Source organism: Streptomyces sp. NPDC087428 (assembly GCF_044744085.1).
Lineage (GTDB): Bacteria > Actinomycetota > Actinomycetes > Streptomycetales > Streptomycetaceae > Streptomyces.
In genome coordinates, this window is the sequence record NZ_JBIUXR010000008.1 from 392,840 (window position 1) to 414,285 (window position 21,446).

A 21,446-nucleotide genomic window follows, 5' to 3' on the forward strand; every position below is an offset into this window, starting at 1 on the left:
GGACCACTGGAGGTCCGGGCAGCCCTGGCCTGCCCGTTCCGCGACGCGTACCGTGTGGCCGCATGAAGATCCTCGTCAGCGCCGACATGGAAGGCGCCACCGGTGTGACGTGGCCGGCCGATGTCCTGCCAGGCTCCCCGCAGTGGGAACGGTGCCGTTCCCTGTTCACCTCCGACGTCAACGCCGCTGCCCTCGGGTTCTACGACGGGGGCGCCGACGAGGTGCTCGTCAACGAGGCCCACTGGACCATGCGCAACCTGCTGCTGGAGCGGCTCGACGACCGGGTCCAGATGCTCACCGGCAAGCACAAGTCGCTCAGCATGGTGGAGGGCATCCAGCACGGGGACGTCGACGCGGTCGCCTTCGTCGGCTACCACACGGGTGCCGGTACGGAAGGGGTCCTGGCCCACACCTATCTGGCCAACTCCATCACCGGGGTGTGGCTGAACGGGGTCAGGGCCAGCGAGGGGCTGCTCAACGCGCACGTCGCCGCCGAGTACGGCGTCCCCGTCGTCCTCGTCACCGGGGACGACCTGACCTGTGTGGACGCGCGGGGGTACGCCCCCGACGCCCGTACGGTCGCGGTCAAGGACTACGTCTCGCGGTACGCCGCGGTCTGCCGCACCCCCGCCCGTACCGCCGCCGACATCCGTGCGGCGGCCAAGGAGGCGACGGCTCTCGCCGGGCGGTACCCGGCGGTCGACGGCGGGCCGTTCACCGTGGAGCTGGAGTTCGACGCCGAGCACCTGGCCGCGGCGGCCACGGTCGTCCCCGGCGTGGCGGCCTCCGGCGAGAGGCGTGTCGCCTACACGAGCGAGACGATGTACGAAGGTATCCGCACGTTCAAGGCGGTGACGACCATCGTGTCTTCCGCCGTGGAGGAACAGTATGGCTGAGGTGACCAACCCCAAGAACGGCGTCGATGACCTCGCGCTCGACGAATCGGTGACGTTCACCTCCGAACTCATCCGGATCGACACCACCAACCGGGGCGGCGGCGACTGCCGCGAACGCCCGGCGGCCGAGTACGTCGCGGAGCGGCTCGCCGGTGCCGGACTCGACCCCGTGCTCCTGGAGCGCACCCCCGGCCGCACCAACGTGGTCGCCAGGATCGCGGGCACCGACCCGTCCGCCGAAGCGCTCCTGGTCCACGGTCACCTGGACGTGGTGCCCGCGGAGGCCGACGACTGGACCGTGCACCCCTTCTCCGGCGAGATCCGCGACGGGGTCGTCTGGGGCCGCGGCGCCATCGACATGAAGAACATGGACGCGATGGTCCTCGCCGTCGTCCGGTCCTGGGCCAGGGCCGGCATCCGGCCCCGCCGCGACATCGTGATCGCGTACACCGCCGACGAGGAGGCCAGCGCCGACGACGGCTCGGGCTTCCTGGCCGATCAGCACGCCGGACTCTTCGAGGGCTGTACGGAGGGCATCAGCGAATCGGGCGCCTTCACCTTCCACGCCGGACCGAACATGCCGCTCTACCCGATCGCGGCGGGCGAGCGCGGCACCGGATGGCTCAAGCTCACCTCACACGGCAAAGCGGGGCACGGCTCCAAGGTCAACAAGGCCAACGCGGTCAGCGCACTGGCCGCCGCCGTCGCCCGTATCGGCGCACACGAATGGCCGGTACGCCTCACCCCGACGGTCCGCGCCGCGCTCACCGAGATCGCCGCCCTGCACGGCATCCACCCCGACCTCGACGCCCCCGGCTTCGACGTGGACGAACTCCTCGGCAAGATCGGACCGGCCGCGGCCCTCGTCGAGCCGACCGTCCGCAACAGCGCCAACCCGACGATGCTGGACGCCGGTTACAAGGTCAACGTGATCCCCGGCCACGCCACCGCGTTCATCGACGGCCGGATGGTGCCCGGCGGCGAGGACGAGTTCCACGCCACCATGGACCGGCTGACCGGCCCCTCGGTCGACTGGGAGTTCCACCACCGCGAGATCGCCCTGGAAGCCCCGGTCGATTCACCCACGTACGCCAAGCTCCGGGCCGCCGTCGAGCGGTTCGACCCGGACGGCCACGTGGTGCCGTACTCCATGTCCGGCGGTACCGACGCCAAGCAGTTCTCCCGGCTCGGCATCACCGGCTACGGCTTCTCACCGCTGAAGCTGCCCGTCGGCTTCGACTACCAGGCCCTCTTCCACGGCGTGGACGAACGTGTCCCCGTCGAGGCGCTGCACTTCGGCGTCCGGGTCCTGGACCACTATCTCCGCACCGCCTGACCCACTCGGGGGAATCGAACATGGCAACCACAGGGGCCTACGGAAGCTGGCCGTCACCGATCGACGCCGCGACGGCCGCCTCGCGGGACGGCCGGCCGGAGTACGTCGAAGCGGTCGGCGACGAACTGTGGTGGACGGAGCCGCGCCCGGCCCAGGCCGGCCGGCGCGCCCTCGTGCGACGCCTGGCCGACGGGACCACCGCGGAGCTGCCCGCCCCCTGGAACGTCCGCAGCCGCGTCATCGAGTACGGCGGACGGCCCTGGACCGGCACGGAACGCGCCGAGGGCGGCCCGCTGATCGTCTTCGTCCACTTCGACGACCAGCGGCTGTACGCCTACGAGCCGGACGGGCCCGGCGAACCCAGGCCGCTCACCCCCGTCTCGCCGGTCGGCGGCGGACTGCGCTGGGTCGATCCGCGACTGCACCCGGACCGGGGCGCCTCGGGCGAGGTCTGGTGCGTCCTGGAGGAGTTCACCGGCGAGGGGCCGGGCGAACTGCGCAGGCTGATCGCCGCCGTGCCGCTCGACGGCTCGGCGGCCGACGACAGGTCGGCGGTACGCGAACTCTCCGACGCCCGGCACCGGTTCGTCACCGGGCCCGAGCTCTCGCCCGACGGTCGGCAGGCGGCCTGGATCGCCTGGGACCACCCGCGGATGCCGTGGGACGGCACCGAGGTGATCGTCGCGGACCTCGGCGACGACGGTACGTTCCACGCCCCCCGGACCCTTCTGGGCGGTCCGGAGGAATCGGTACCCCAGATCCAGTGGGCCGCGGACGGAACGCTGCTCCTCGCCAGTGACCGCAGCGGGTGGTGGAACCTGTACCGCGCGGGTCCGGACGGCAACGCGGTGGAACTCTGCCCCAGGGCGGAGGAGTTCGCCGGACCGCTGTGGAAGATCGGCCTCAGCTGGTTCCGGCCGCTGGAGAACGGGCTGATCGCCACCCTGCACGGCAAGGGGTCCACCACGCTCGGCATCCTCGACCCGGAGACCGGCAGCCTCGTCGACATCGCCGGACCCTGGACCGACTGGTCGGGGACGCTCGCCGTGCAGGGCAGCCGGGTCATCGGAATCGCCGCGAGCCCGCACAGCGCGTACGAGATCGTCGAGCTGGACACCTCGACCGGGCACACCCGGATCATCGGGGCACCCCACGAGGACGCCGTCGACCCCGCGTACTACCCCCGGCCCGCCGACCGCACCTTCACCGGTCCGGGCGGCCGGGAGATCCACGCGCACATCTACCCGCCGCACAGCCCCGACCGGACCGGACCGGCCGACGAGCTGCCGCCCTACGTCGTGTGGGCGCACGGCGGCCCCACCAGCCACGCCCCGCTCGTCCTCGACCTCGAGATCGCCTACTTCACCTCGCGCGGCATCGGCGTGGCCGAGGTCAACTACGGCGGCTCGACCGGTTACGGACGGGCCTACCGCAACCGCCTGCGCGAACAGTGGGGCGTCGTCGACGTGGAGGACTGCGCGGCCGTCGCCGGGGCACTCGCCGCCGAGGGCACCGCGGACCCGCACCGGCTCGCCGTCCGCGGCGGCAGCGCCGGCGGGTGGACCACCGCCGCCTCACTGACGGGCACCGACGTCTACGCCTGCGGGACCATCATCTATCCCATCCTCGACCTGACCGGCTGGGGCACCGGGGAGACCCACGACTTCGAGTCGCAGTACCTGGAGTCGCTGGTGGGCCCGCTCGCCGAGGTCCCCGACCGCTACCGCGAACGGTCGCCGATCACCCGCACCGACCGGCTCACCACGCCGTTCCTGCTGCTCCAGGGGGAGGACGACCCGATCTGCCCGCCCGTGCAGTGCGAACGCTTCCTCGCCGCCGTGGCGGGGCGCGGCATCCCGCACGCCTACCTCACCTACCCGGGCGAGGGCCACGGCTTCCGCCGCGCCGACACCATGATCAGTGCGCTGGAGGCCGAACTCTCCCTCTACGCCCAGACCTTCGGCATCGAGCGGCCCGACGTGCCCCGGCTGGAGCTGCGGAAGTGACCCACGCGGCCTCGGCGCCCCTCGCACCGCTGACCCGCCCGGCCCGGCTGCGCGCGGGTGCCAGGGTCGCCGTCGTCTCCCCGAGCGGACCGGTGCCCGCCGACCGCCTGGAGCCCGGCCTCGACGTCCTGCGGGGCTGGGGCCTCGACCCCGTGGCGATGCCGCACGTCCTGGACGTGCACCCCGAGCTGGACCACCTCGGCGGTACGGACGGGGCGCGTGCCCGGGATCTCCAGGACGCCTGGTGCGACCCGTCGGTCGACGCGGTGATCTGCGCCCGGGGCGGGTACGGGGCACACCGCATGGTCGACCTGCTCGACTGGGCGGCGATGCGGGCCGCCGGGCCCAAGGTGTTCGTCGGATACAGCGACATCACCGTGCTCCACGAGGCGTTCGCCCTGCGGGCCGGGCTCGCCACCCTGCACGGCCCCATGGTCGGCACCGAGACCTTCCTCAAGGACCCGCGCACCCAGGAGTCCCTGCGGGCCACCCTGTTCGAGCCCGGGACGGTACGGACGCTGGGGCTCGACGGAGCGGCGGCCCTCGTGCCGGGCCGGGCCCGGGGGATCACCTACGGCGGCTGCGTGAGCCTGCTGGCCGCCGATCTGGGCACCCCGCACGCCCGCCGGTCGGCCCGCGGCGGGCTGCTGGTCATCGAGGACACCACCGAGGACCCGTACGGCATCGACCGCATCCTCACCCAGTTGCTGCGGGCCGGGGCGCTCGACGGCGTCGCCGGGGTGGCCTGCGGCTCCTGGGCGGGCTGCGGGCCGTACGCGAAGGTGCGGGCGGTGCTCGCCGACCGGCTCGGCGGCCTCGGTGTCCCCGTCGTCGAGGAGCTCGGTTTCGGCCACGGCCCCACCGGGCTGACGATCCCGCTCGGGGTGCCGGCCGTGCTGGACGCGCCCGCGGACGGCGGGCCCGCCACCCTCACGGTCGAGGTGCCGGCGCTGGTCTGAGCGGTGCGGGCGGGCTCCGGGCCCGCGCCGGGGGCGGCACGGCGAACCGATGAGGCGAGCGCCTGCCGCACCCCCGCCACCCGGATGGGCGTACAGGACCGCCCCCCGGCACCCGGACGGAGCCATCCTGGTGCTCCGGGGGCGAGGCGCGCCAGGAGCAGGGAAGGGGCCGGTTCATGAGCCCGAAAGATGTGTCGAGCGGCGGGACGAGGGGCACCGGGCCGTTCACCCCGGCCCGCATTCTGGTCCTCGTCATCGCGGTCCTGTCGGTGGTGTTCATCGCGGAGAACACCGGCGACGTGACGGTCCGCCTCCTGATCCCGCTGGTGACCATGCCGCTCTACGTGGCGCTGATCGTGATGTTCGTGGCCGGTATGGCCTGCGGCGCCTACGTCTTCCGCAGGCGGCCCAAGTAGCACCGGCGGCCCCCTCGGGCGCCGGACCGCACCGGCCCCGCCGTCCGGGACACAGCACTTACGCTGGGCCGATGCCCGACACCACCTACCTGGCCGAGGGGCCGCGCACGGCGATCCGCCCCTTCACCCTCGCGGATGCCGACGAGTTCACCGCACGGTCCCGGGAGAGCCGCGAACTGCACCGGCCCTGGCTCTTTCCGCCCGCCGATCCGGACACGTACGCCGCGTACGCGACCGTACTGATCGAGGACCCGGCAAAAGCCGGCTTCCTGGTGTGCGAGCGGCACGGCGGCGAGGGCGCGGCCGACGGTGCCGTCGCCGGCTTCATCAACATCAACAACATCGTCATCGGCGGCTTCCGCTGCGGCGCCCTCGGATACGGCGCCTTCGCCCACGCGGCCGGGCGCGGGCTGATGGCAGAGGGGCTCGCCCTGGTTCTGCGGTACGCCTTCGGGCCCCTCGGCCTGCACCGCCTCGAAGCCAACATCCAGCCGGGCAACAAGGCCTCGCTCGCACTGGTGCGCCGGGCCGGCTTCCGGCTGGAGGGCTTCTCGCCGGACTTCCTCTTCATCGACGGGGGCTGGCGCGACCACGAGCGCTGGGCGATCACCGCCGACATGCGGTGACGACGCCGCGGGTCCGGCCGCCGGCCCGGCCCCGCCGCTACTCCGGCCGTGTCGCGAGCTGGATCAGATTGCCGCAGGTGTCGTCGAGGACGGCGGTGGTGACGGGGCCCGTCTCCAGCGGCTCCTGGACGAAGCGGACGCCGAGACCGCTCAGCCGTTCGTACTCCGCCTTCACGTCGTCCACGGTGAACTGGGCGAGCGGGATCCCGTCCTCGACGAGCGCGTCGCGGTAGGTCCTGGCGGCCGGGTGGCCGAGGGGCTCCAGGAGGAGTTCCGTACCGCCGGGCTCTTCGGGCGAGACGACGGTCAGCCACCGGTCGGTCTCGCCCACCGGGACGTCGTGCTTCTTCACGAAGCCGAGGATCTCGGTGTAGAAGCGCTCGGCCTTGTCCTGGTCGTCGACGAAGACGCTGGTCAGATGGATCTTCATGAGGTGCTCTTCTCCGGTCCGGGTGTATCGGCCACGAGCCAACGCTCGGTGATCTGCCGCAGCGGCGCCGTGCGCAGGTCGTGGAACTTGTAACGGCCCTCCCGCCTGGTCTCCACGAGCCCGGCGGCTTCCAGCACGGCGAGGTGCTGCGAGACCCCCTGACGCGAGATGCCGAGCCCGTGTCTCATGCTCAGCCGCGAACAGATCTCGAACAGGGTCTGTCCGGACTTCTCCGTGAGCTCGTCGAGGATGGTGCGACGGGTGGGGTCGGCCAGGGCTTTGAAGAGGTCGTCGGCCACCCCCACATGATAGGCAAGTGCTCACTTGCTTGTCATGTGGGGCGCGCCATCGGCGGACGCTGTTCCCCGGCACCCGCTCGTCGCCCGTCCGCCCGGATGGTGTACGAATTCCGGGTGAACGAACAGATCCGGCCCGCCACCCTTCGCCTGTTCATCGCGCTCGCCCCGCCCGACCGTGCGAAGGAGGAACTCGCCCGGGAGCTGCGCCCCGCGTACGCCACGCACCCGGACATGCGGTGGAACCGCATCGAGGACTGGCACATCACCCTGGCGTTCCTCGGTGAGCTTCCCGCCGCGGCCGTCCCTCCGCTGATTCCGCGGCTCGCCGCCCTCGCGGCGGCCCGCAGGCCGATGCGGCTGGCCCTGGGCGAGGGCGGGAACTTCGACGACCGGGTGCTGTGGAGCCGCGTCGACGGAGAACTCGACGCGGTGCACGCACTCGCCGCCGACGTGCGTGCCGTCGTCAGGAGCTGTGGCGTGGCCCTGGAGGACCGGCCCCTGCGACCCCATCTGACCCTGGCCCGTGCCCGCCGGGGCGATCTGTCCTCGGTGGCGGAGATCGCCGCGGTGTTCGCCGGGTTCACCGGCCTCCCGTGGCCGGCCGAACGCCTGCACCTGGTCGGCGGCACGACCGGCGGTGGCCCGGGACCGGTCCGCTACCGCGACATCGAGGCATGGCCGTTCGACGGCGGGGACCGGACCTGACGCAGCGTCGGCGAGCCAGGCGGGGCGTCGTGGGTCAGGCCGGTGTGCCGCCCGTCCAGGGCGAGGCGTATTTCGCGGCCAGCGGGGCGATCTCCTCGGGTGTGAGGAGCCGCGGAGTGCGGTCGCCGAGTGCCAGGAGCAGCGCGGAGACCTCTTCCAGCTCCACGGCGGCGTCGACGGCCGCGGAGACGGAGTGGCCGGCGACGACGGGCCCGTGGTTCTGCAGCAGAGCCGCCCGGAAGGGGAACGGGAGGGCCTCCATCCGCTCCGCCTGCCCGCTGTCGCCCGGCGCGGCGTAGGGCAGGAGCGGCGTCTGGCCCACCCGCATGACGAAGTACGGGGTCAGCGGCGGTATCGCGCTGTGCTCGCTCCAGGCCGGCAGGCAGGAGACCGCGGTGGCGTGCCGGGAGTGCAGGTGGACCACGGCGCGGGCGGCCGGATCGCGGCGGTAGAGCGCCGTGTGCAGCGGGAATTCCTTGGAGGGCTTCGGTCCGTCGAGATGAGCCCCGGCCGGATCGAGCACGCTGAGCCCGGCGGGGTCGATCCGGGACAGGTCCGTGCCGGTGGGGGTGACGTAGACGTACGGGCCCTCCCGCACGCTGAGGTTGCCCGAGGAGCCGGGGCTGAGGCCGAGCGCGGCGAGATGGGCGCCCGCGGCGGCGAGTTCGGACCGGGGATCGCTCATGCGAGGACGCTCCACGCCTCGGTGAAGATGTCCGTGTCGCCGAAGTTGCCGGACTTGAGGGCCACGTCGACCGCCCCGTCTGTCTGTCCGGTGCCCCGGGCGGCCGTGGCCCAGGTGACACCGGGGGCGATGGGGGACCCGATGGTGAGCGTGCGTACGCCGAGTGCGGTGATCACCGACCCCGAGGTCTCACCGCCCGCGACGAGGAGCCGCCGTGCGCCGGCTCCGACCAGCCGTACGGCGCAGGCGGCCAGCGCCCGCTCGACGAGGACGGAGGCCGCGGGCGTGGCGCCCTGCGCGGCCCGGTCCAGGTCGCGCAGGTCGTCGACGGCGTAGATGAGGGGTGGCCGCCGGGGGTCGGCCTGCCAGCAGTCGCGGGCGAAGCCGACCAGTTCCTCCACCGAGGCGTCGAGGTCCGCCCGCAGGGCGGCGATGTCGAGCTTGCGGTGGGGGAGGTGCGCGCGGCCGTGGGCCACCTGGGCGCGGGTGGCCGCGGAGGCGCTGCCCGAGAGGACGACCGCGGGATCGCCGGGACGCGAGGCGGCCCGTGCGCGCGACGCCCCGGGGTGGGGGCCGGTCAGTCCGAGCGCGAGGCCGGCGGCGCCGGTGACCAGGCGGTGGTGCAGGGTGGCCGCGGAGATGGTGCGCAGGTCCTCGTTCTCGGTGGCGTCCACGACAACGAGGGCGTCCGACAGTGCGGGGTCGTCCAGCGCGGCCCTCAGCGCCGCGGCCCCGGACCGCACCGTCTCCAGGTCGACGTGCCGTACCGGGTGCGTGGTCTGCGGGGCCAGCAGCCGGCCCACGTCGGAATCGCGCATCGGCGTGAGCGGATGGTGACGCATCGGGCTCTCGTCGAGGGGCTCGCCGTGGACGAGGAGACGTCCGTCGCGGACGGTGCGGCCCGTGTCGGGGAACGCGGGTACGACCACGGCGCGTCGCTCGTCGACCGCGTTCAGCAACGCGTCCGTCACCGGACCGATGTTGCCTTCCGGGGTCGAGTCGAAGGTGGAGCAGTATTTGAAGTAGAAACGTTCGCAGCCGGCCGCGCGCAGGGCGCGGAGTGCCGCGAGTGAGGACGCCACCGCCTCGGAGACCGGTGCGGTGCGCGATTTGAGCGCGACCACGACGGCGTCCGCCGCCGCCACGGCGTGGTCGCCGGCGACGGCGTCGGGGCCGACGGTCACCACCGTGCGGTACCCGCGGGCGACGAGCATCGTCGCGAGGTCCGTTGCTCCGGTGAAGTCGTCGGCGATGGCCCCGAGGGTCGGCATCAGGCCTCCTTGCGTTGGGTGCGGTGCGTTGTCCTGCTGGCCGGATCCGTCATCGACCAGGCGTTTGTGAAAAAATGTTAACAGACTTTACGTGAATGGGATCTGCTGATACATCTTGTTAACACGCTCCTCGTGGCTCTCGCTTCCCTGACGAGTCCGCCCGTGCCGGGAGCACGTCACCACCTTGCTCGCGCCATCCAGGAGGGCCCATGAACCTGCACCACCTGTTCGCCGACACAGGCGACCGGACCGTGCGCTACGCACTGTCCGGAGCCGGGGGCGGCTTCGCCCGGACCCTGCTCGCCCAGACCCGCCGGCTCGGCCGGCTGGTGCCCGCCGTGCTCTGCGACCGTGATGTGGACCGCCTCCGGACGATGCTCCTGGACCTCGGCCACGATGCCTCGGAGCTGCGTGTCTGCGGCACGGCGGACGAGGTGGCAGCCGCGGCCGGCGAGGGGCGCGTCGCCCTCGTCGCGGACGGCGCCCTGCTGCCCGCAGCCCCCTGGGACATCCTGGTCGAGGCCACCGGCAGCCCCGCCGACGGATACACGATGGCGCGCGAGGCCCTCACCCTCGGCCGGCACGTGGCCATGGTGAGCAAGGAGGTCGACTCCGTCGCGGGACTGCACCTCGCCGACCTGGCGAAGGAGAACGGCGTCGTCTACACCACGGCGGACGGGGACCAGCCCGCCAACCTGATCGCCCTGGTGACCTGGGCGCAGATGCTGGGCCTGGACATCGTGGCCATCGGCAAGTCGAGCGAGTACGACCTCGTACTCGACCCCGCCGCGGGCACGGTGACCCAGCTCGACACCACGGCCCCGGCCCCGGAACTGACCGGTCTGCTCACCCTCGGCGACGACCCCCGTGCCACCCTCGCCGCCCGCGCGGCCGCCGTGGCGGCACTGCCCGTCGGCGCCACCGCCGACTACTGCGAGATGGCCGTCGTCGCCACCAACACCGGCTTCCGGCCCGACGTCGAGCGCCTGCACTACCCGGTCGCCCGCATCGCCGAACTCGCCGACGTCTACGCGCTGCGCGAGGACGGCGGACTCCTCCACCGCCCGGGTGCGGTCGACGTGTTCAGCGCGCTGCGACTGCCGGGCGAGGCATCCTTCGCCGGCGGCGTGTTCGTCGTCGTCCGCACGACGGACCCGGTCACCTGGGAGACCCTGCGCGGCAAGGGCCACGTCGTCAGCCGCGACGGCCGCTACGCCGCCATCTACCTGCCCTACCACCTGATGGGCGTCGAGACCCCGCTCTCCCTCCTGTCGGCCGTCCTCCACCACCGCCCCTCCGGCGGCACGGACCCCCGCGCCCACGCCGCCCTGGCCGGCCGCGCGCAGCAGGACCTGCCCGCGGGGACCGTCCTCACGATGGGCGGGCACCACCACGACGTGACCGGTGTCCAGGCCGTGCTGCTGCGCGACGAGGACACCCCGGCGGACGTCGCCCCCCTCTACCTCGCCGCCCACCGCACCCTCGCCCGTCCCGTCGCGGCCGGTGAGCTGATCGTGCTGGCCGACCTCGCCGACGCGGACGAGGACCTGCTGCGGGCCTGGACCCTGGGCCGGTCCTCCCGCGCCACCGTCACCGGGGGAGCGCGGTAGTGGACACGGACATACAGCACCTGCTGCTGGGCGCGGCAGCGGTCGCGATCCTGATCCTGCTGATCACCAAGGCGAAACTCCACCCCTTCCTGGCGCTGAGCATCTCCGCGCTGGGACTGGGTCTCGCCGCCGGGATCGGTCCGGGCCAGACCGTCGAGAACTTCCAGAACGGCTTCGGGGACGCCCTGAAGAGCACCGGTCCCACCATCGGTCTGGGCACCGTCCTCGGCGGCATCCTGCTCGGTTCCGGCGGGGCCGACCGCATCGCCACCGTCTTCATCGGAGCCCGGCCGGTCAAGTGGATCCCGACCGCCATCACCGCGGCGGCGCTGCTCATCGGGATGCCGCACCTGTTCGACGTGAGCTTCGTGATGCTCGTACCCCTGGTGTACGCGGTCGCCAAGCGGACCGGCACCCATCTGCTGTACGTCGGACTGCCGATGGCCGCGGGTCTGTACATCTCGCACGGGCTGCTGCCCCCGCACCCCTCGCCGACGCTCGCCGTCTCCGCGTACAGCGCCAACACCGGGCTGACCATCCTCTACGGACTCATCATCGGCATCCCGATCGCCGTGATCAGCGGGCCGCTGCTGACCAAGGTCGCCGGCCGCTGGTTCGGCCCCGCTCCCGACCTGGACAAGGGCCCGGTCCCCGAACCGGAACCCCTGCCGGAGAACCAGCGCCGGCCCGCGTCCTTCACGCTCGCGCTGATCACGGTGCTGCTGCCGCCCGTCCTCATGCTGATCGGCACCCTCGGCACGTCCAACACGGCGAAGGGCTCCCTGCCGTACGCCCTGTTCGAGGCGTGCGACTCCTCCGTCCTCTCGCTGCTGGCCGCCGTCGTCTTCGCCTTCTTCGCCCTCGGCGTCCGTTCCGGCTTCGGCCTCGGCCAGCTCCAGAAGATGGCCGGCAAGGGACTCGGACCGGTCGGCGGCATCGTGCTGATCCTCGGCGCCGGAGGCGGCCTCAAGGCGATGCTGACGGCCACCGGCATCGACCAGCTCATCTCCGACTACGCCGTGGACTGGTCGGTGCCCCCGCTGCTGCTGGCCTGGCTGGTCGCCGCGCTGCTGCGGATCTGCCTCGGCTCGGCGACGGTCGCCACCGCCGCCGCCACCGGCATCGTCGCCCCGCTCCTCGGCGCCTACCCCGGGCTCTCACCCGAACTGATGGTGCTGGCCAGCGCCTCGGGCGCCGTCATGCTGTCCCACGTCAACGACTCGGGCTTCTGGCTGTTCAAGGAGTACTTCCAGCTCTCGGTGTCGCAGACGTTCCGCACCTGGACGCTGATGCTCTCCCTTCAGTCGCTGCTCAGCCTCGGCGGGGTCCTGCTGCTCAGCACCTTCGTCGGCAGCTGACCGGGACCGGTCCGCGCACGCTGTCTCCCGGTCGCGGTCCGCGGCCGGGAGACAGCCGTCCGGCCCCGTGCGCCGACCCGGCGTGAGCGGCCGCCGCACAGGAACGGCACAATCGCCAACGACCGATGCGGTCGCAGAACAGGAAGGACCACCGACGATGGCCGAGGAACACTCCCCGCCGCTGATCCCGGACCAGCGGCGTGAGCAGTTGCTGAAGCACCTGCGTCGTGACGGAGTGCTCAGCGTGCAGCAGATCACCCAGCTCCTGGGCGTCTCGCACATGACCGTGCGCCGTGACATCGCCGAACTGGAGCGCCAGGGACTGGTCTTCTCCGTACCGGGCGGTGCCAGGATCGCCAGCCATCTGCAGAGCGAACCGAGCCACCAGGCCAAGACCCTCATCGAGCAGCCCGAGAAGCAGGCCATGGCCGCGCGGGCCGCGGAACTGGTGCGGGACGGGATGACCGTCTACCTCGACGCGGGCACGACCCTGCTCGCCATGGTCCCGCTCCTGGTGCACCACACGTCGCTGACCGTCGTGACCAACGACTTCACCACCGTCGACGCGCTGATGGCCGCGCCCCACCTCGACATCATCCACGTCGGCGGACAGGTGGAGCCCTCCAACCGGTCGAGCGTGGGCCGGCTGGCCGCCACCGTCCTGCGGCAGCTCGCCCTCGACATGGCCTTCATCAGCACCAGTTCATGGGATCTCCTCCGAGGCGTGACGACCCCCTCCGAGCCCAAGGTCGAAGTCAAACAGGCGGCCATGGAGTGCACCGGCAGCTCCGTGCTCGTGGCGGGCTCCTCGAAGTTCGGAACCTTCGGCAAGTACCGCGTGGCCCCCCTCAACGCCTTCGACACGATCATCTCCGACAGCGCCCTGGCCGACGCGGCGGCCGAGGGCGTGCGGGCCTCAGGAACCGAACTGCACCTGGTGAACACCTGACGAGGCGCAGGACAGCGCTGAGAGAACGTCAGCGGCCGAGCCCGGCCGTCGCGATCACCGCCGGCCGTGCCCGGTTCCCCGGCCCCTGACCGTCCGCACGACCTCGTCACCTCACTGCCCCCTCACCGGCCCGAAGTCCGACCCTAAGAAGACCCGAAGCCCTTCCGAAGGCATATGACGCAGAGTGGAAGCGTGCTCGGAAAAGGGGCTCGGGCCAACGGCGTGGGCAGGGTGTGAGAGGGATACAGATGGACGACCAAGTCGACCGGCTACGGCTGGTGATCCTCGTCGGCGCGGCCAGGGAGGACCGGTTCGGTCTCGCCGCGGCCGAGTGGCTCGGGGCTCGCGCCCGGCTGCGCCAGGACTTCGAGGTCGATGTCATCGATCTCGCCACGGCCTGGCTGCCGGACCTCATGGCAGCCGATCCCACCGCTCCGCTGCCCTCGGCGGTCCGCGACCTCTCCCCGTGGCTGGCCGCCGCCGACGCGTTCGCCGTCGTCACGCAGGAATACCGCTTCGGATATCCGGCGTCGCTGAAGAACGCGATCGACTGGTACGACATGGAATGGCACGCCAAGCCCGTCGGCTTCGTCTGCTACGGCGGCGCGTCCGGTGGACTCTGTGCCGTCGGCCAGCTCCGGCAGGTCTTCGCCGAATCCCACGCGGTGACGCTCCCGGAGACCGTCAGCTTCCACCACTACCAGGAGCAGTGGGGCGGCCAGGGGCAGCTCCTGGACACCGAGGACTGTCGGCAGGACGCCATCGCCATGCTCGACCGGCTCGCCTGGTGGGCCCGTGCGCTGAGCAGGGCCCGCCGCAGCGAGCCCTACGACCACCCGGACCTCGCGCGTGCCGAGGACTGACCTGAGGAGGACGGACGTGAGGAGCACCGACGTGAGGAGTGACAGGGACATGGACACCACCTGGTTCCGGCGGTTCGGCGAGCCGGTGCCGACGGCCCCCCGACTGGTCTGTATGCCCCACGCGGGCGGTTCGGCAAGCGTGTACGCGCCACTGGCACGCCAGTTGTCCGGGGCCCTGGACGTCGTGGCGGTGCAGTACCCGGGCCGCCAGGACCGGCGGGCCGAACCGGCGGCGGACAGTATTTCCGGCCTCGCCGCGCGGATAGCGGACCGGCTCGCCGCGATGGCCGACGACCGGCCCTACGCGCTCTTCGGCCACAGCATGGGCGCACTCGTCGCCTACGAGACCGCGCGGATCCTGCGGGACGGGCCCACCCCGTCTCCCACCCGCCTCTTCCTCTCCGGACGCGGCGCGCCCGGCCCGGCCCCCGCCCGGCACGACCGGCTCAAGGACGACACGGAGATCCTCGCCGCCGTGCGGAACCTGGGCGGCACCGACACCGCCGTTCTGGACGACCGGGACATGCTCGACATGGTGATGCCCGTGCTGCGTGCGGACTACGGGGCCCTGGCCTCGTACCGCTGGCAGGACGGTCCGGTGCTGAACATCCCCCTCACCGTGCTCGTCGGTGACGCCGACCCGGTCGTGCCGGTCGCGTCGGCGGCGGGCTGGGCACAGCGGACGGACCAGGACAACGAGGTCCTGGTCTTCTCCGGGGGGCACTTCTTTCTGAGTGAGCGGCTGCACGAGGTGAGCACGGTCGTGCGGAGCCGCTTGACCGCAGTGACAGGGGGTAGCAGTGGAATTCCGGGTTCTGGGCCCATTGGAGGCATTGCAGGAGGAACATCGGCCGGCCCTGGGGGGCCACAAGCAGCGGGCCGTGCTCGGTCTGCTGCTTCTCCGCGCGAACCGGGTGGTGGCGACCAGCGAACTGCTCAGCGCGCTCTGGCCTGACGAGACACGGCCCGCCACCGCCCGCAAGATCGTGCAGAACGCGGTGTGGGCGCTGCGCGCCCTGTTCGCCGAGTCCGGCGGCCACGGCCGTGGCACCCGTCCCGAACTCGTCACCCAGGCACCCGGATACGTGCTGCGGATCGACCCCGAGAGCGTCGACCTGCACCGTTTCAACCGCCGGGTGGCCGAAGGACGTGTGGCGCTGTCCACCGGCCGGCCGGACGACGCGGCCCGGCTGCTCGGGGCGGCACTGGAGGAATGGCACGGCCCCGCGCTCGCCGACCTCGCGGAGGCCGGAACCGACTGGCCGGAGCTCACCGCCCTGGCCCAGTTACGGCTGGACGTCATGGAGGACCGCTTCGAGGCGGAGCTCCGCAGCGGCCACCACCACTCCGTCCTCTCCCAGCTCGTCTCCCTCGCGGAGGAGGAGCCACTGCGTGAGCGCCTGTGCGGACAGCTGATGCTGGCCCTGTACCGCTGCGGGCGGCAGGCGGAGGCGCTCGACGTGTTCAGCCGGGTACGCCGCGCGCTGGTCGAGGAGCACGGCCTCGAACCGTCCCGCGAACTCCAGCAGCTCCAGCAGCACATCCTCACCCACGACCCCTCGCTGGCCGCGCCACCCGCCGCCCACACCCGGCCCGAACCGCCGGAGCCGGCCTACGGAAGCCCGCACACCGGTGCGGCGGCGCCGGCGGACGAGCCGACGGGGACCCCGCCCCCGGAGCCGGTCCGGGCGGCCTACCCGGCACCGAGGGCGGCGCCCGCCGGGCCGCCGCTCGGCGGCCGCGTCCTGCACTCCGAGCGGCGGCCGGTCGCCGTCCTGCTCATCAGCGCCAGCAGCCCGGACGTCGCGGCCGCCCCGGCGGCCGACACCGGACCACGGTCCCGGACGCTGTACGACGCCGTGACCGCGGTCACCGAGTGCGTCGAGGAATTCGGCGGCGAAGTCGTCGGATCGCTCGGCCGGATCTCGGTGGCGGTGTTCGGCCTGCGCACGGAACGGGCGGACGCCTCGCGCGCCGCGGTGCGGGCCGCCGTGGCGCTGTGCGCCACCCTGCACCAGGTGCCCGGACCGGCCTGGCACGCCGTCGTGTCGGCCGGAGAGGCCCTGGTGCGCCACGACCCGGACACCTCCAGCCCCGTCATGGTCGTGGGGCGCCTCGTCGACGAGGCGCGGGCCCTGCTGGCCCATGTACCGCCCGGCGGCATCCATCTGAGTGCCGAGGCGGCGGCCGACACCACCGACCTGGTACGGCTCATGCCGACCGACCGCGCGGCCATGCAAGCGGTGGCCGGGCTCCGGTCGGCGGGCGACGGGGCCGTGCTGCCGGACCCGTTCGGCAGCTTCGAAGCCGAACTGGGCATCCTGCGCAGCCTGCTGGTGCGCGCCCGCCGCCAGGACGCGCCGCACCTGGTGACCATCCTGGGCGACCCGGGCGTGGGCAAGACGCGGTTCCTGGCCGACTTCGTCCGGGACATCCAGGGCGAGGCGGTACGGGTGGTGCGGGTACGCGGCGGTGACGCGGCCCGGTGGACGGTGTGCGACGTGCTCCGCGCGGGCTGCGGGCTCGCCGTCTCCGACGCGCTGGACAGCAGGCTCGACGAGGTCGTACGACGGGTCGCGGGGCGCGGCGAGACCGCGGAACGGCTCCTGAGGCGGCTCGGCCTCGGCAACGGGTACACGGGCTGCGACGCGTACGGTGCGGACGGTGCCGGCCGGGCGTCGAGCACGGAGGCGATGGACGCCTGGTGCGATCTGCTCGGGCTGATCGCCAGGGAACAGCCGCTGGTGCTGTGCGTGGACGACGTCCACGCTGCCGACGAGGCGGTCCTGGGCCTGATCGAACGTCTCGCGTCCCTGCCGGAGGACGTGCCGCTGTTCATCCTGGCGAGCGCGCGGCCCGGCGCGCTCCGCGACCGGCGGCCCTTCTGGGGCAGCGGCCTGCGGCACAGCGGGACACTGACCCTGGAGTGGCTGCCCGGCGAGGGCCCCGACCACCCCCTGGGCCCCGGCCGGGCGAGCGAGCCGGCCGCTCGCGAGACGTCGGGCGGGCGGTGGGGCGGCAGGGTGTAGACCGCCCGGGACGGCAGTGGCCCCCATGCGCGGGGCCACTGCCGTGCGTGACGGCGGCCCACGCGCGATCAACGGCGCGGGACGTCAGGCCGATTCGCTGTCCGGCAGGAGGACCGAGCGCATCAGCCGGTCCAGAGGGTCGGCGGCCAGCGGGGCCAGCCGCAGGGTCATCGTGTGCCGCACGCTCCGCGGCCAGGCGGGGCGGCGGTTGAGCAGATCGTTGCGGGCACCGACCACGGCGAGGAGCGGGGCGTCCGGATGCTCCGCGCACAGCTGCTCCACCGTGTCGAGCAGGGTGTCGTCGGCCCGGTGCAGGCTGTTCCAGACCAGCACCAGAGGCGTGCTGCGGGCGGCCTCGGCCATGAACCGGCGCCAGGCGTGCAGGACCGGCCACGGCTCCTGCTCACCCCGGCCCGGGACGAGCAGGAGCCGCAGGAGCGGCAGCAGCTCCGCCGTGCAGTCGGAGTCGGCCACCTCGCGCAGGGCGCTGGTCAGCTTGAGCCGGGCGGGTTCCGAACCGTCCTGGCAGGTGATGCCGCAGTAGTCCGCGAGCATCGAGGCCGGGACGGACAGCACGTCGCCGGGTCCGGGGACGGTGCCGGTCAGCACGCGCACCACATCCGGACCGGAGTCCACGACGCGGCGGTGGAACTCGTTCAGCAGCCGCGTGCGGCTGACGTCGGAGTGATCGAGGACGGTGATCAGATGCGGGGTGGAGTGCCGCCGGACCCGGCTCAGGAACCCGGTCATCAGGTCCAGTTCGGAATCACGCTCCACGCACCGGGTACCGCCGTCCGCGACGGGTTCCGCCCCGCGCACCCGCCACGTCGGGGTGACGGCCGGCAGGAGGTGGTAATCGACGCCGTCCTCGGTCCGCCGGCGCGTCTCGTCGCACACGTGGACCTCGCCGGGCGGGGTGCGGTCCAGCATCGCCTCGCACCTGTCGATCAGTTCCCCGCCGACCCAGGGCCTGCCGCCGCCCGTCGCGGAGGGCCATCTGCACACGTACGCGGTGCCCGTCGTCACCGCCGCGTGCACCGAGAGCCCCTCGATCACCGGGACCTGCGCGGCGAACGGCGAGGTGGGGAGGGTGAGGCAGTCGCGGATCGCGATGCACGCCCGTACGGCCCGTTCCGCGCAGTCCGTACGGTCCGCGGTGTCCTGGAACACTCCGAGCAGCACGGATCCGACCGAAGTCGTCACGCAGCCGCCCGACTTCTCCATCTCCTCACGGGCCAGCTCGCACACGGTGTCCAGCACCCGGTCGATGGCCCCGGGCTGCAGGTCGTCGAACTCCGCGCCCAGCCCGAAGCGGAGCATCAGCACGCCGGCGGGGCGATGGTCACCCGACTCGTCGGACCGAGGGGCGCCGCCGTCCGGTACCGGGCGGCGGCCGGGGCCGGCGGGTATGTGCGGGCCGCGCAACTCGGGCACGGCCCGGTGCGGCGGTGCGGGCGGGTCGAGCCGGCTGTCCTGGGCGAGGATGTCCTGCTGGAGCTGCTGTATCTCGCGGCCCGGCTCCAGGCCGAGGCCCTCGACCAGAGCGGTGCGGACGCGGGCGTAGACGTCCAGCGCGTCGGCCTGGCGGCCGCACCGGTAGAGGGCCAGCATCAGCTGGCGGGGGGCACGCTCCCGCAGGGGCTCGGCCTGGACGAAGGCATCCAGCTCACTGAGCACCGACAGGTGCTCGCCGCACAGGAGTTCACCCTCGAAGAGGTCCTCCATCACGTCGAGCCGCTTCTGCTCCAGTGCGGTCAGCTCCGGCCACGCCGTGCCCTCCTCGACGAGGTCCGAGAGGGCGGGGCCGTGCCACAGGTCCAGCGCGTCGCGCAGTGCCCGGCGGGCACGCCGGGCGTCGCCGCCCAGCAGCGCCGTCCTGCCCTGCTGCGCCAGCCGTTCGAAGCGCATGAGATCCACCCGCTCGGGCGCCACCCGCACCATGTATCCGGGTGCCTGGGTGAGCAGTTCGGGTGCGTCGGTGTCGCCCGGCGGCGCCGCCAGGGTGCGCCGCAGCCGCCAGATCGCGTTCTGAAGGATCTTGCGGGCCGTGCCCGGCACGCGGTCGGTGGGCCACACGGCGGACAGCAGGCGCCGGGTCGGCACCACCTCGTTGGCATGCAGCAGCAGATAGGCCAGGGCGGCGCGCTGTCTGGTGCCGCCGAGCGGCACCAGACCGGTCTCGCGTTCCATTTCGAGCGGTCCAAGAAGCCTGAGCTCCATGTTCTCTCCCCCGTTTCCCGGCCCCGTCGCCCCCGACCACGGTCGGTGGATTCGCGAGCCGGTCGCTGTCTCAAAGGACGGTAACGCCGGTGTCGTTCGAACGAACGCGAATATGACGGTGGCTGGGAAGCGGGCCGGAGCCGCTGCGGCACGGCGGATCAGGGTGCCGAGGCCCCCACCAGACTCTCGCCGTCCCCGTCGCGCAGGAGACGGCACAGATCCCGCAGCCCGGTGCCGAGGCGCTCGATGTGTTCATCGGGAAGCTCGATCGACGGCTCGAACCGCAGGGTGTTGATCGCACTGGCCGTCGGGAACGTACGAACCCGGTGGTTGCGCAGCAGCCGGCCGGCCAGGAAGTAGCCGAACAGCCCGCTGTCCGCGAGCGCCCGCACCGACGCCGACGCGGCCGCCGACTGGTCGTGGAACTCCAGGCCGAGCAGCAGCCCCCTCCCGCGGACCTCCTTCACCTGCTCGGGGAAGTCGGCCCGGACCGACTCCAGCGTGGCGCGCAGGGCCTCACCGCGCTCGACGGCCCGCCGGTACGCGGCGCCGTCGTCCGCCTCCAGCAGTTCCAGCACCTTCAGGGCGATCCCGCAGGAGAAGCTGTCCTTGGCGAAGGTCGAGCTGTGCACGATCTCGAAGTCCCGCCGGTAGCGGCTCTCCCGCACCAGCATCACCGAGGTCTTGGCGATACCGCCGCCGAGCGCCTTGGCCAGGACGTAGTAGTCGCCGCGCAGGCCCAGTTGCGAGGAGGCCAGCAGTGTGCCGGTACGGCCCATGCCGCTCTGGACCTCGTCGACGACGACCGGGCAGTCGATCTCCTCGCAGAACCGCTGGATCGCCTCCGCGAACCCGGGGTCCAGGACATGGATGCCGCCCTCGCCCTGAACAGGCTCGACGAGGAAGGCACAGAACACGGGGAACTCCCGTTCCACGACGTCGACCCGCCCTCCCGACACGGTCAGCTCGCGCACCGCACCGCGGTCACGCGCGTAGATCTCCTTCAGCGTCTCTGGCCGGTCCCACGGCACGAACCGGGCCTGCGCGGCCAGGGACCGGAACGGAGCGCGGTAGGCCTCGTTGTGCGTGAGCTGCACCGTCAGGCCGAGCTTGCCGTGGAAGCCGCCCTCCAGCGCCAGGAACAGCGGCGGCCGGTCCAGTTGGGCGGCGTTGTCCCGGTCCAGGCGCTCCACCAGGGCCTCCAGGGCGGCGGCCGGGTCCGCCCCGGCCGCGATCCCGTGACGCGCACGGACGCCGTCCGGGACAGCGGCCGTACCGGCGGCCACGGCGGACCGGGCCGCGGCGGTGCTCCGCCCCAGTTCCTCGCGGAGCGCGGCGATCCGCAGGACGCGGTCCAGTTCCGCGTGTTTGACGGCCGCCTCCACGGCCTCCGCTCCGCTGTTGCCGAAGATCGCGAAGTACGGTTCCGCGGTGCCCAGTTCGCGGTGCACGATCCGGTTCAGTGCGGCCGCGAGCTCGTTGGCGTACGGGTGCCGGGAGAACTGCGCGTGCACCGGCGTCCCCGCCTCCAGCAGGTCCCGGGCCCGGCGCACGATGTCCGGCTGACTGTGGCCGAGCAGCACCGAGCCGTAGCCGCCGGCGAAGTCGGCGACCGGGATCTCGCCACCGTCCTCGTCGCGCCTGTACAGCGTGTTGCCCTCGGCGCGCACGTACTCGACGGCCAAACCAGCCATGCCCAGCACTTCGCGCAAGTACGGTTCGGCCAGTTCCGGCGCGTCCGCCTCGGAATTCTTGATGTCCATGCCCTCAGATTGCGCCAGTCGGGTC

19 protein-coding genes are annotated in these 21,446 nt (G+C 72.6%); 13 read left to right on the forward strand and 6 right to left on the reverse strand.

Annotated elements, in window-relative coordinates:
- Window positions 1-62: 62 nt before the first annotated feature.
- From ACIO3R_RS19605 to ACIO3R_RS19630, 6 genes are all read left to right on the forward strand, one after another.
- Complete coding sequence (locus ACIO3R_RS19605) at window positions 63-896, forward strand: M55 family metallopeptidase (protein ID WP_385029081.1); 834 nt, start codon at window positions 63-65, stop codon at window positions 894-896.
- Window positions 889-2,232, forward strand: coding sequence for a M20/M25/M40 family metallo-hydrolase (locus ACIO3R_RS19610; protein WP_385029084.1), 1,344 nt, complete (start codon window positions 889-891; stop codon window positions 2,230-2,232). The genes ACIO3R_RS19605 and ACIO3R_RS19610 overlap by 8 nt, the downstream gene beginning before the upstream one ends.
- A gap of 20 nt (window positions 2,233-2,252) precedes the next feature.
- Window positions 2,253-4,238, forward strand: a complete 1,986-nt coding sequence (locus ACIO3R_RS19615) for a prolyl oligopeptidase family serine peptidase (RefSeq protein ID WP_402107093.1) — start codon at window positions 2,253-2,255, stop codon at window positions 4,236-4,238.
- Entirely contained in the window at window positions 4,235-5,197 is a 963-nt protein-coding gene (locus ACIO3R_RS19620) for an LD-carboxypeptidase (RefSeq protein WP_385029090.1), read from the forward strand. The genes ACIO3R_RS19615 and ACIO3R_RS19620 overlap by 4 nt, the downstream gene beginning before the upstream one ends.
- A 176-nt stretch (window positions 5,198-5,373) precedes the next feature.
- Window positions 5,374-5,613: a LapA family protein gene (locus tag ACIO3R_RS19625; RefSeq protein ID WP_363020725.1), complete on the forward strand. Its 240-nt coding sequence runs from the start codon at window positions 5,374-5,376 to the stop codon at window positions 5,611-5,613.
- A gap of 71 nt (window positions 5,614-5,684) precedes the next feature.
- Window positions 5,685-6,239, forward strand: coding sequence for a GNAT family N-acetyltransferase (locus ACIO3R_RS19630; RefSeq protein WP_402107097.1), 555 nt, complete (start codon window positions 5,685-5,687; stop codon window positions 6,237-6,239).
- 37 nt (window positions 6,240-6,276) lie between these two features.
- Here ACIO3R_RS19630 and ACIO3R_RS19635 read toward each other — a convergent pair whose 3' ends face one another.
- Both ACIO3R_RS19635 and ACIO3R_RS19640 read right to left on the reverse strand, forming a co-directional pair.
- Window positions 6,277-6,669, reverse strand: coding sequence for a VOC family protein (locus tag ACIO3R_RS19635; RefSeq protein ID WP_385029096.1), 393 nt, complete (start codon window positions 6,667-6,669; stop codon window positions 6,277-6,279).
- On the reverse strand, window positions 6,666-6,968 hold the full coding sequence (locus ACIO3R_RS19640; protein WP_385029099.1) for an ArsR/SmtB family transcription factor: 303 nt from the start codon (window positions 6,966-6,968) through the stop codon (window positions 6,666-6,668). Before ACIO3R_RS19640 ends, ACIO3R_RS19635 begins: the two co-directional genes overlap by 4 nt.
- A gap of 96 nt (window positions 6,969-7,064) precedes the next feature.
- Between ACIO3R_RS19640 and thpR the strand changes: the two genes are divergently transcribed.
- Entirely contained in the window at window positions 7,065-7,673 is a 609-nt protein-coding gene (thpR, locus tag ACIO3R_RS19645; RefSeq protein WP_402107102.1) for an RNA 2',3'-cyclic phosphodiesterase, read from the forward strand.
- 34 nt (window positions 7,674-7,707) lie between these two features.
- Here the strand turns inward: thpR and ACIO3R_RS19650 are convergent, their stop codons facing one another.
- Window positions 7,708-8,358 (reverse strand): class II aldolase/adducin family protein, encoded by a 651-nt coding sequence (locus ACIO3R_RS19650; RefSeq protein ID WP_385029105.1) that lies wholly within the window; start codon window positions 8,356-8,358, stop codon window positions 7,708-7,710.
- Entirely contained in the window at window positions 8,355-9,629 is a 1,275-nt protein-coding gene (gene otnK / locus ACIO3R_RS19655; protein WP_402107110.1) for a 3-oxo-tetronate kinase, read from the reverse strand. Before otnK ends, ACIO3R_RS19650 begins: the two co-directional genes overlap by 4 nt.
- A gap of 209 nt (window positions 9,630-9,838) precedes the next feature.
- Here otnK and ACIO3R_RS19660 point away from each other — a divergent pair, with 209 nt between their 5' ends.
- From ACIO3R_RS19660 to ACIO3R_RS19685, 6 genes are all read left to right on the forward strand, one after another.
- A complete protein-coding gene (locus tag ACIO3R_RS19660; protein WP_402107112.1) occupies window positions 9,839-11,239 on the forward strand; it encodes a homoserine dehydrogenase in 1,401 nt (466 codons plus the stop codon).
- Window positions 11,239-12,597, forward strand: a complete 1,359-nt coding sequence (locus tag ACIO3R_RS19665; protein ID WP_385029111.1) for a gluconate:H+ symporter — start codon at window positions 11,239-11,241, stop codon at window positions 12,595-12,597. The genes ACIO3R_RS19660 and ACIO3R_RS19665 overlap by 1 nt, the downstream gene beginning before the upstream one ends.
- Window positions 12,598-12,754: 157 nt before the next feature.
- Window positions 12,755-13,546 carry a DeoR/GlpR family DNA-binding transcription regulator gene (locus tag ACIO3R_RS19670; RefSeq protein WP_402107116.1) on the forward strand — a complete coding sequence of 264 codons (792 nt, stop codon included), beginning with the start codon at window positions 12,755-12,757 and terminating at the stop codon, window positions 13,544-13,546.
- 248 nt (window positions 13,547-13,794) lie between these two features.
- Window positions 13,795-14,409 (forward strand): NADPH-dependent FMN reductase, encoded by a 615-nt coding sequence (locus ACIO3R_RS19675; protein ID WP_385029117.1) that lies wholly within the window; start codon window positions 13,795-13,797, stop codon window positions 14,407-14,409.
- Between the two features lie 31 nt (window positions 14,410-14,440).
- Window positions 14,441-15,364, forward strand: a complete 924-nt coding sequence (locus tag ACIO3R_RS19680) for a thioesterase II family protein (RefSeq protein ID WP_402107119.1) — start codon at window positions 14,441-14,443, stop codon at window positions 15,362-15,364.
- Window positions 15,291-17,438 (forward strand): BTAD domain-containing putative transcriptional regulator, encoded by a 2,148-nt coding sequence (locus tag ACIO3R_RS19685; protein WP_402107121.1) that lies wholly within the window; start codon window positions 15,291-15,293, stop codon window positions 17,436-17,438. The genes ACIO3R_RS19680 and ACIO3R_RS19685 overlap by 74 nt, the downstream gene beginning before the upstream one ends.
- 84 nt (window positions 17,439-17,522) lie before the next feature.
- Here ACIO3R_RS19685 and ACIO3R_RS19690 read toward each other — a convergent pair whose 3' ends face one another.
- Together ACIO3R_RS19690 and ACIO3R_RS19695 are read right to left on the reverse strand one after the other, a co-directional pair.
- Window positions 17,523-19,658 carry a BTAD domain-containing putative transcriptional regulator gene (locus ACIO3R_RS19690; RefSeq protein ID WP_402107124.1) on the reverse strand — a complete coding sequence of 712 codons (2,136 nt, stop codon included), beginning with the start codon at window positions 19,656-19,658 and terminating at the stop codon, window positions 17,523-17,525.
- Window positions 19,659-19,816: 158 nt separating this feature from the next.
- A complete protein-coding gene (locus ACIO3R_RS19695) occupies window positions 19,817-21,421 on the reverse strand; it encodes an aspartate aminotransferase family protein (protein WP_385029132.1) in 1,605 nt (534 codons plus the stop codon).
- Window positions 21,422-21,446 lie beyond the last annotated feature (25 nt).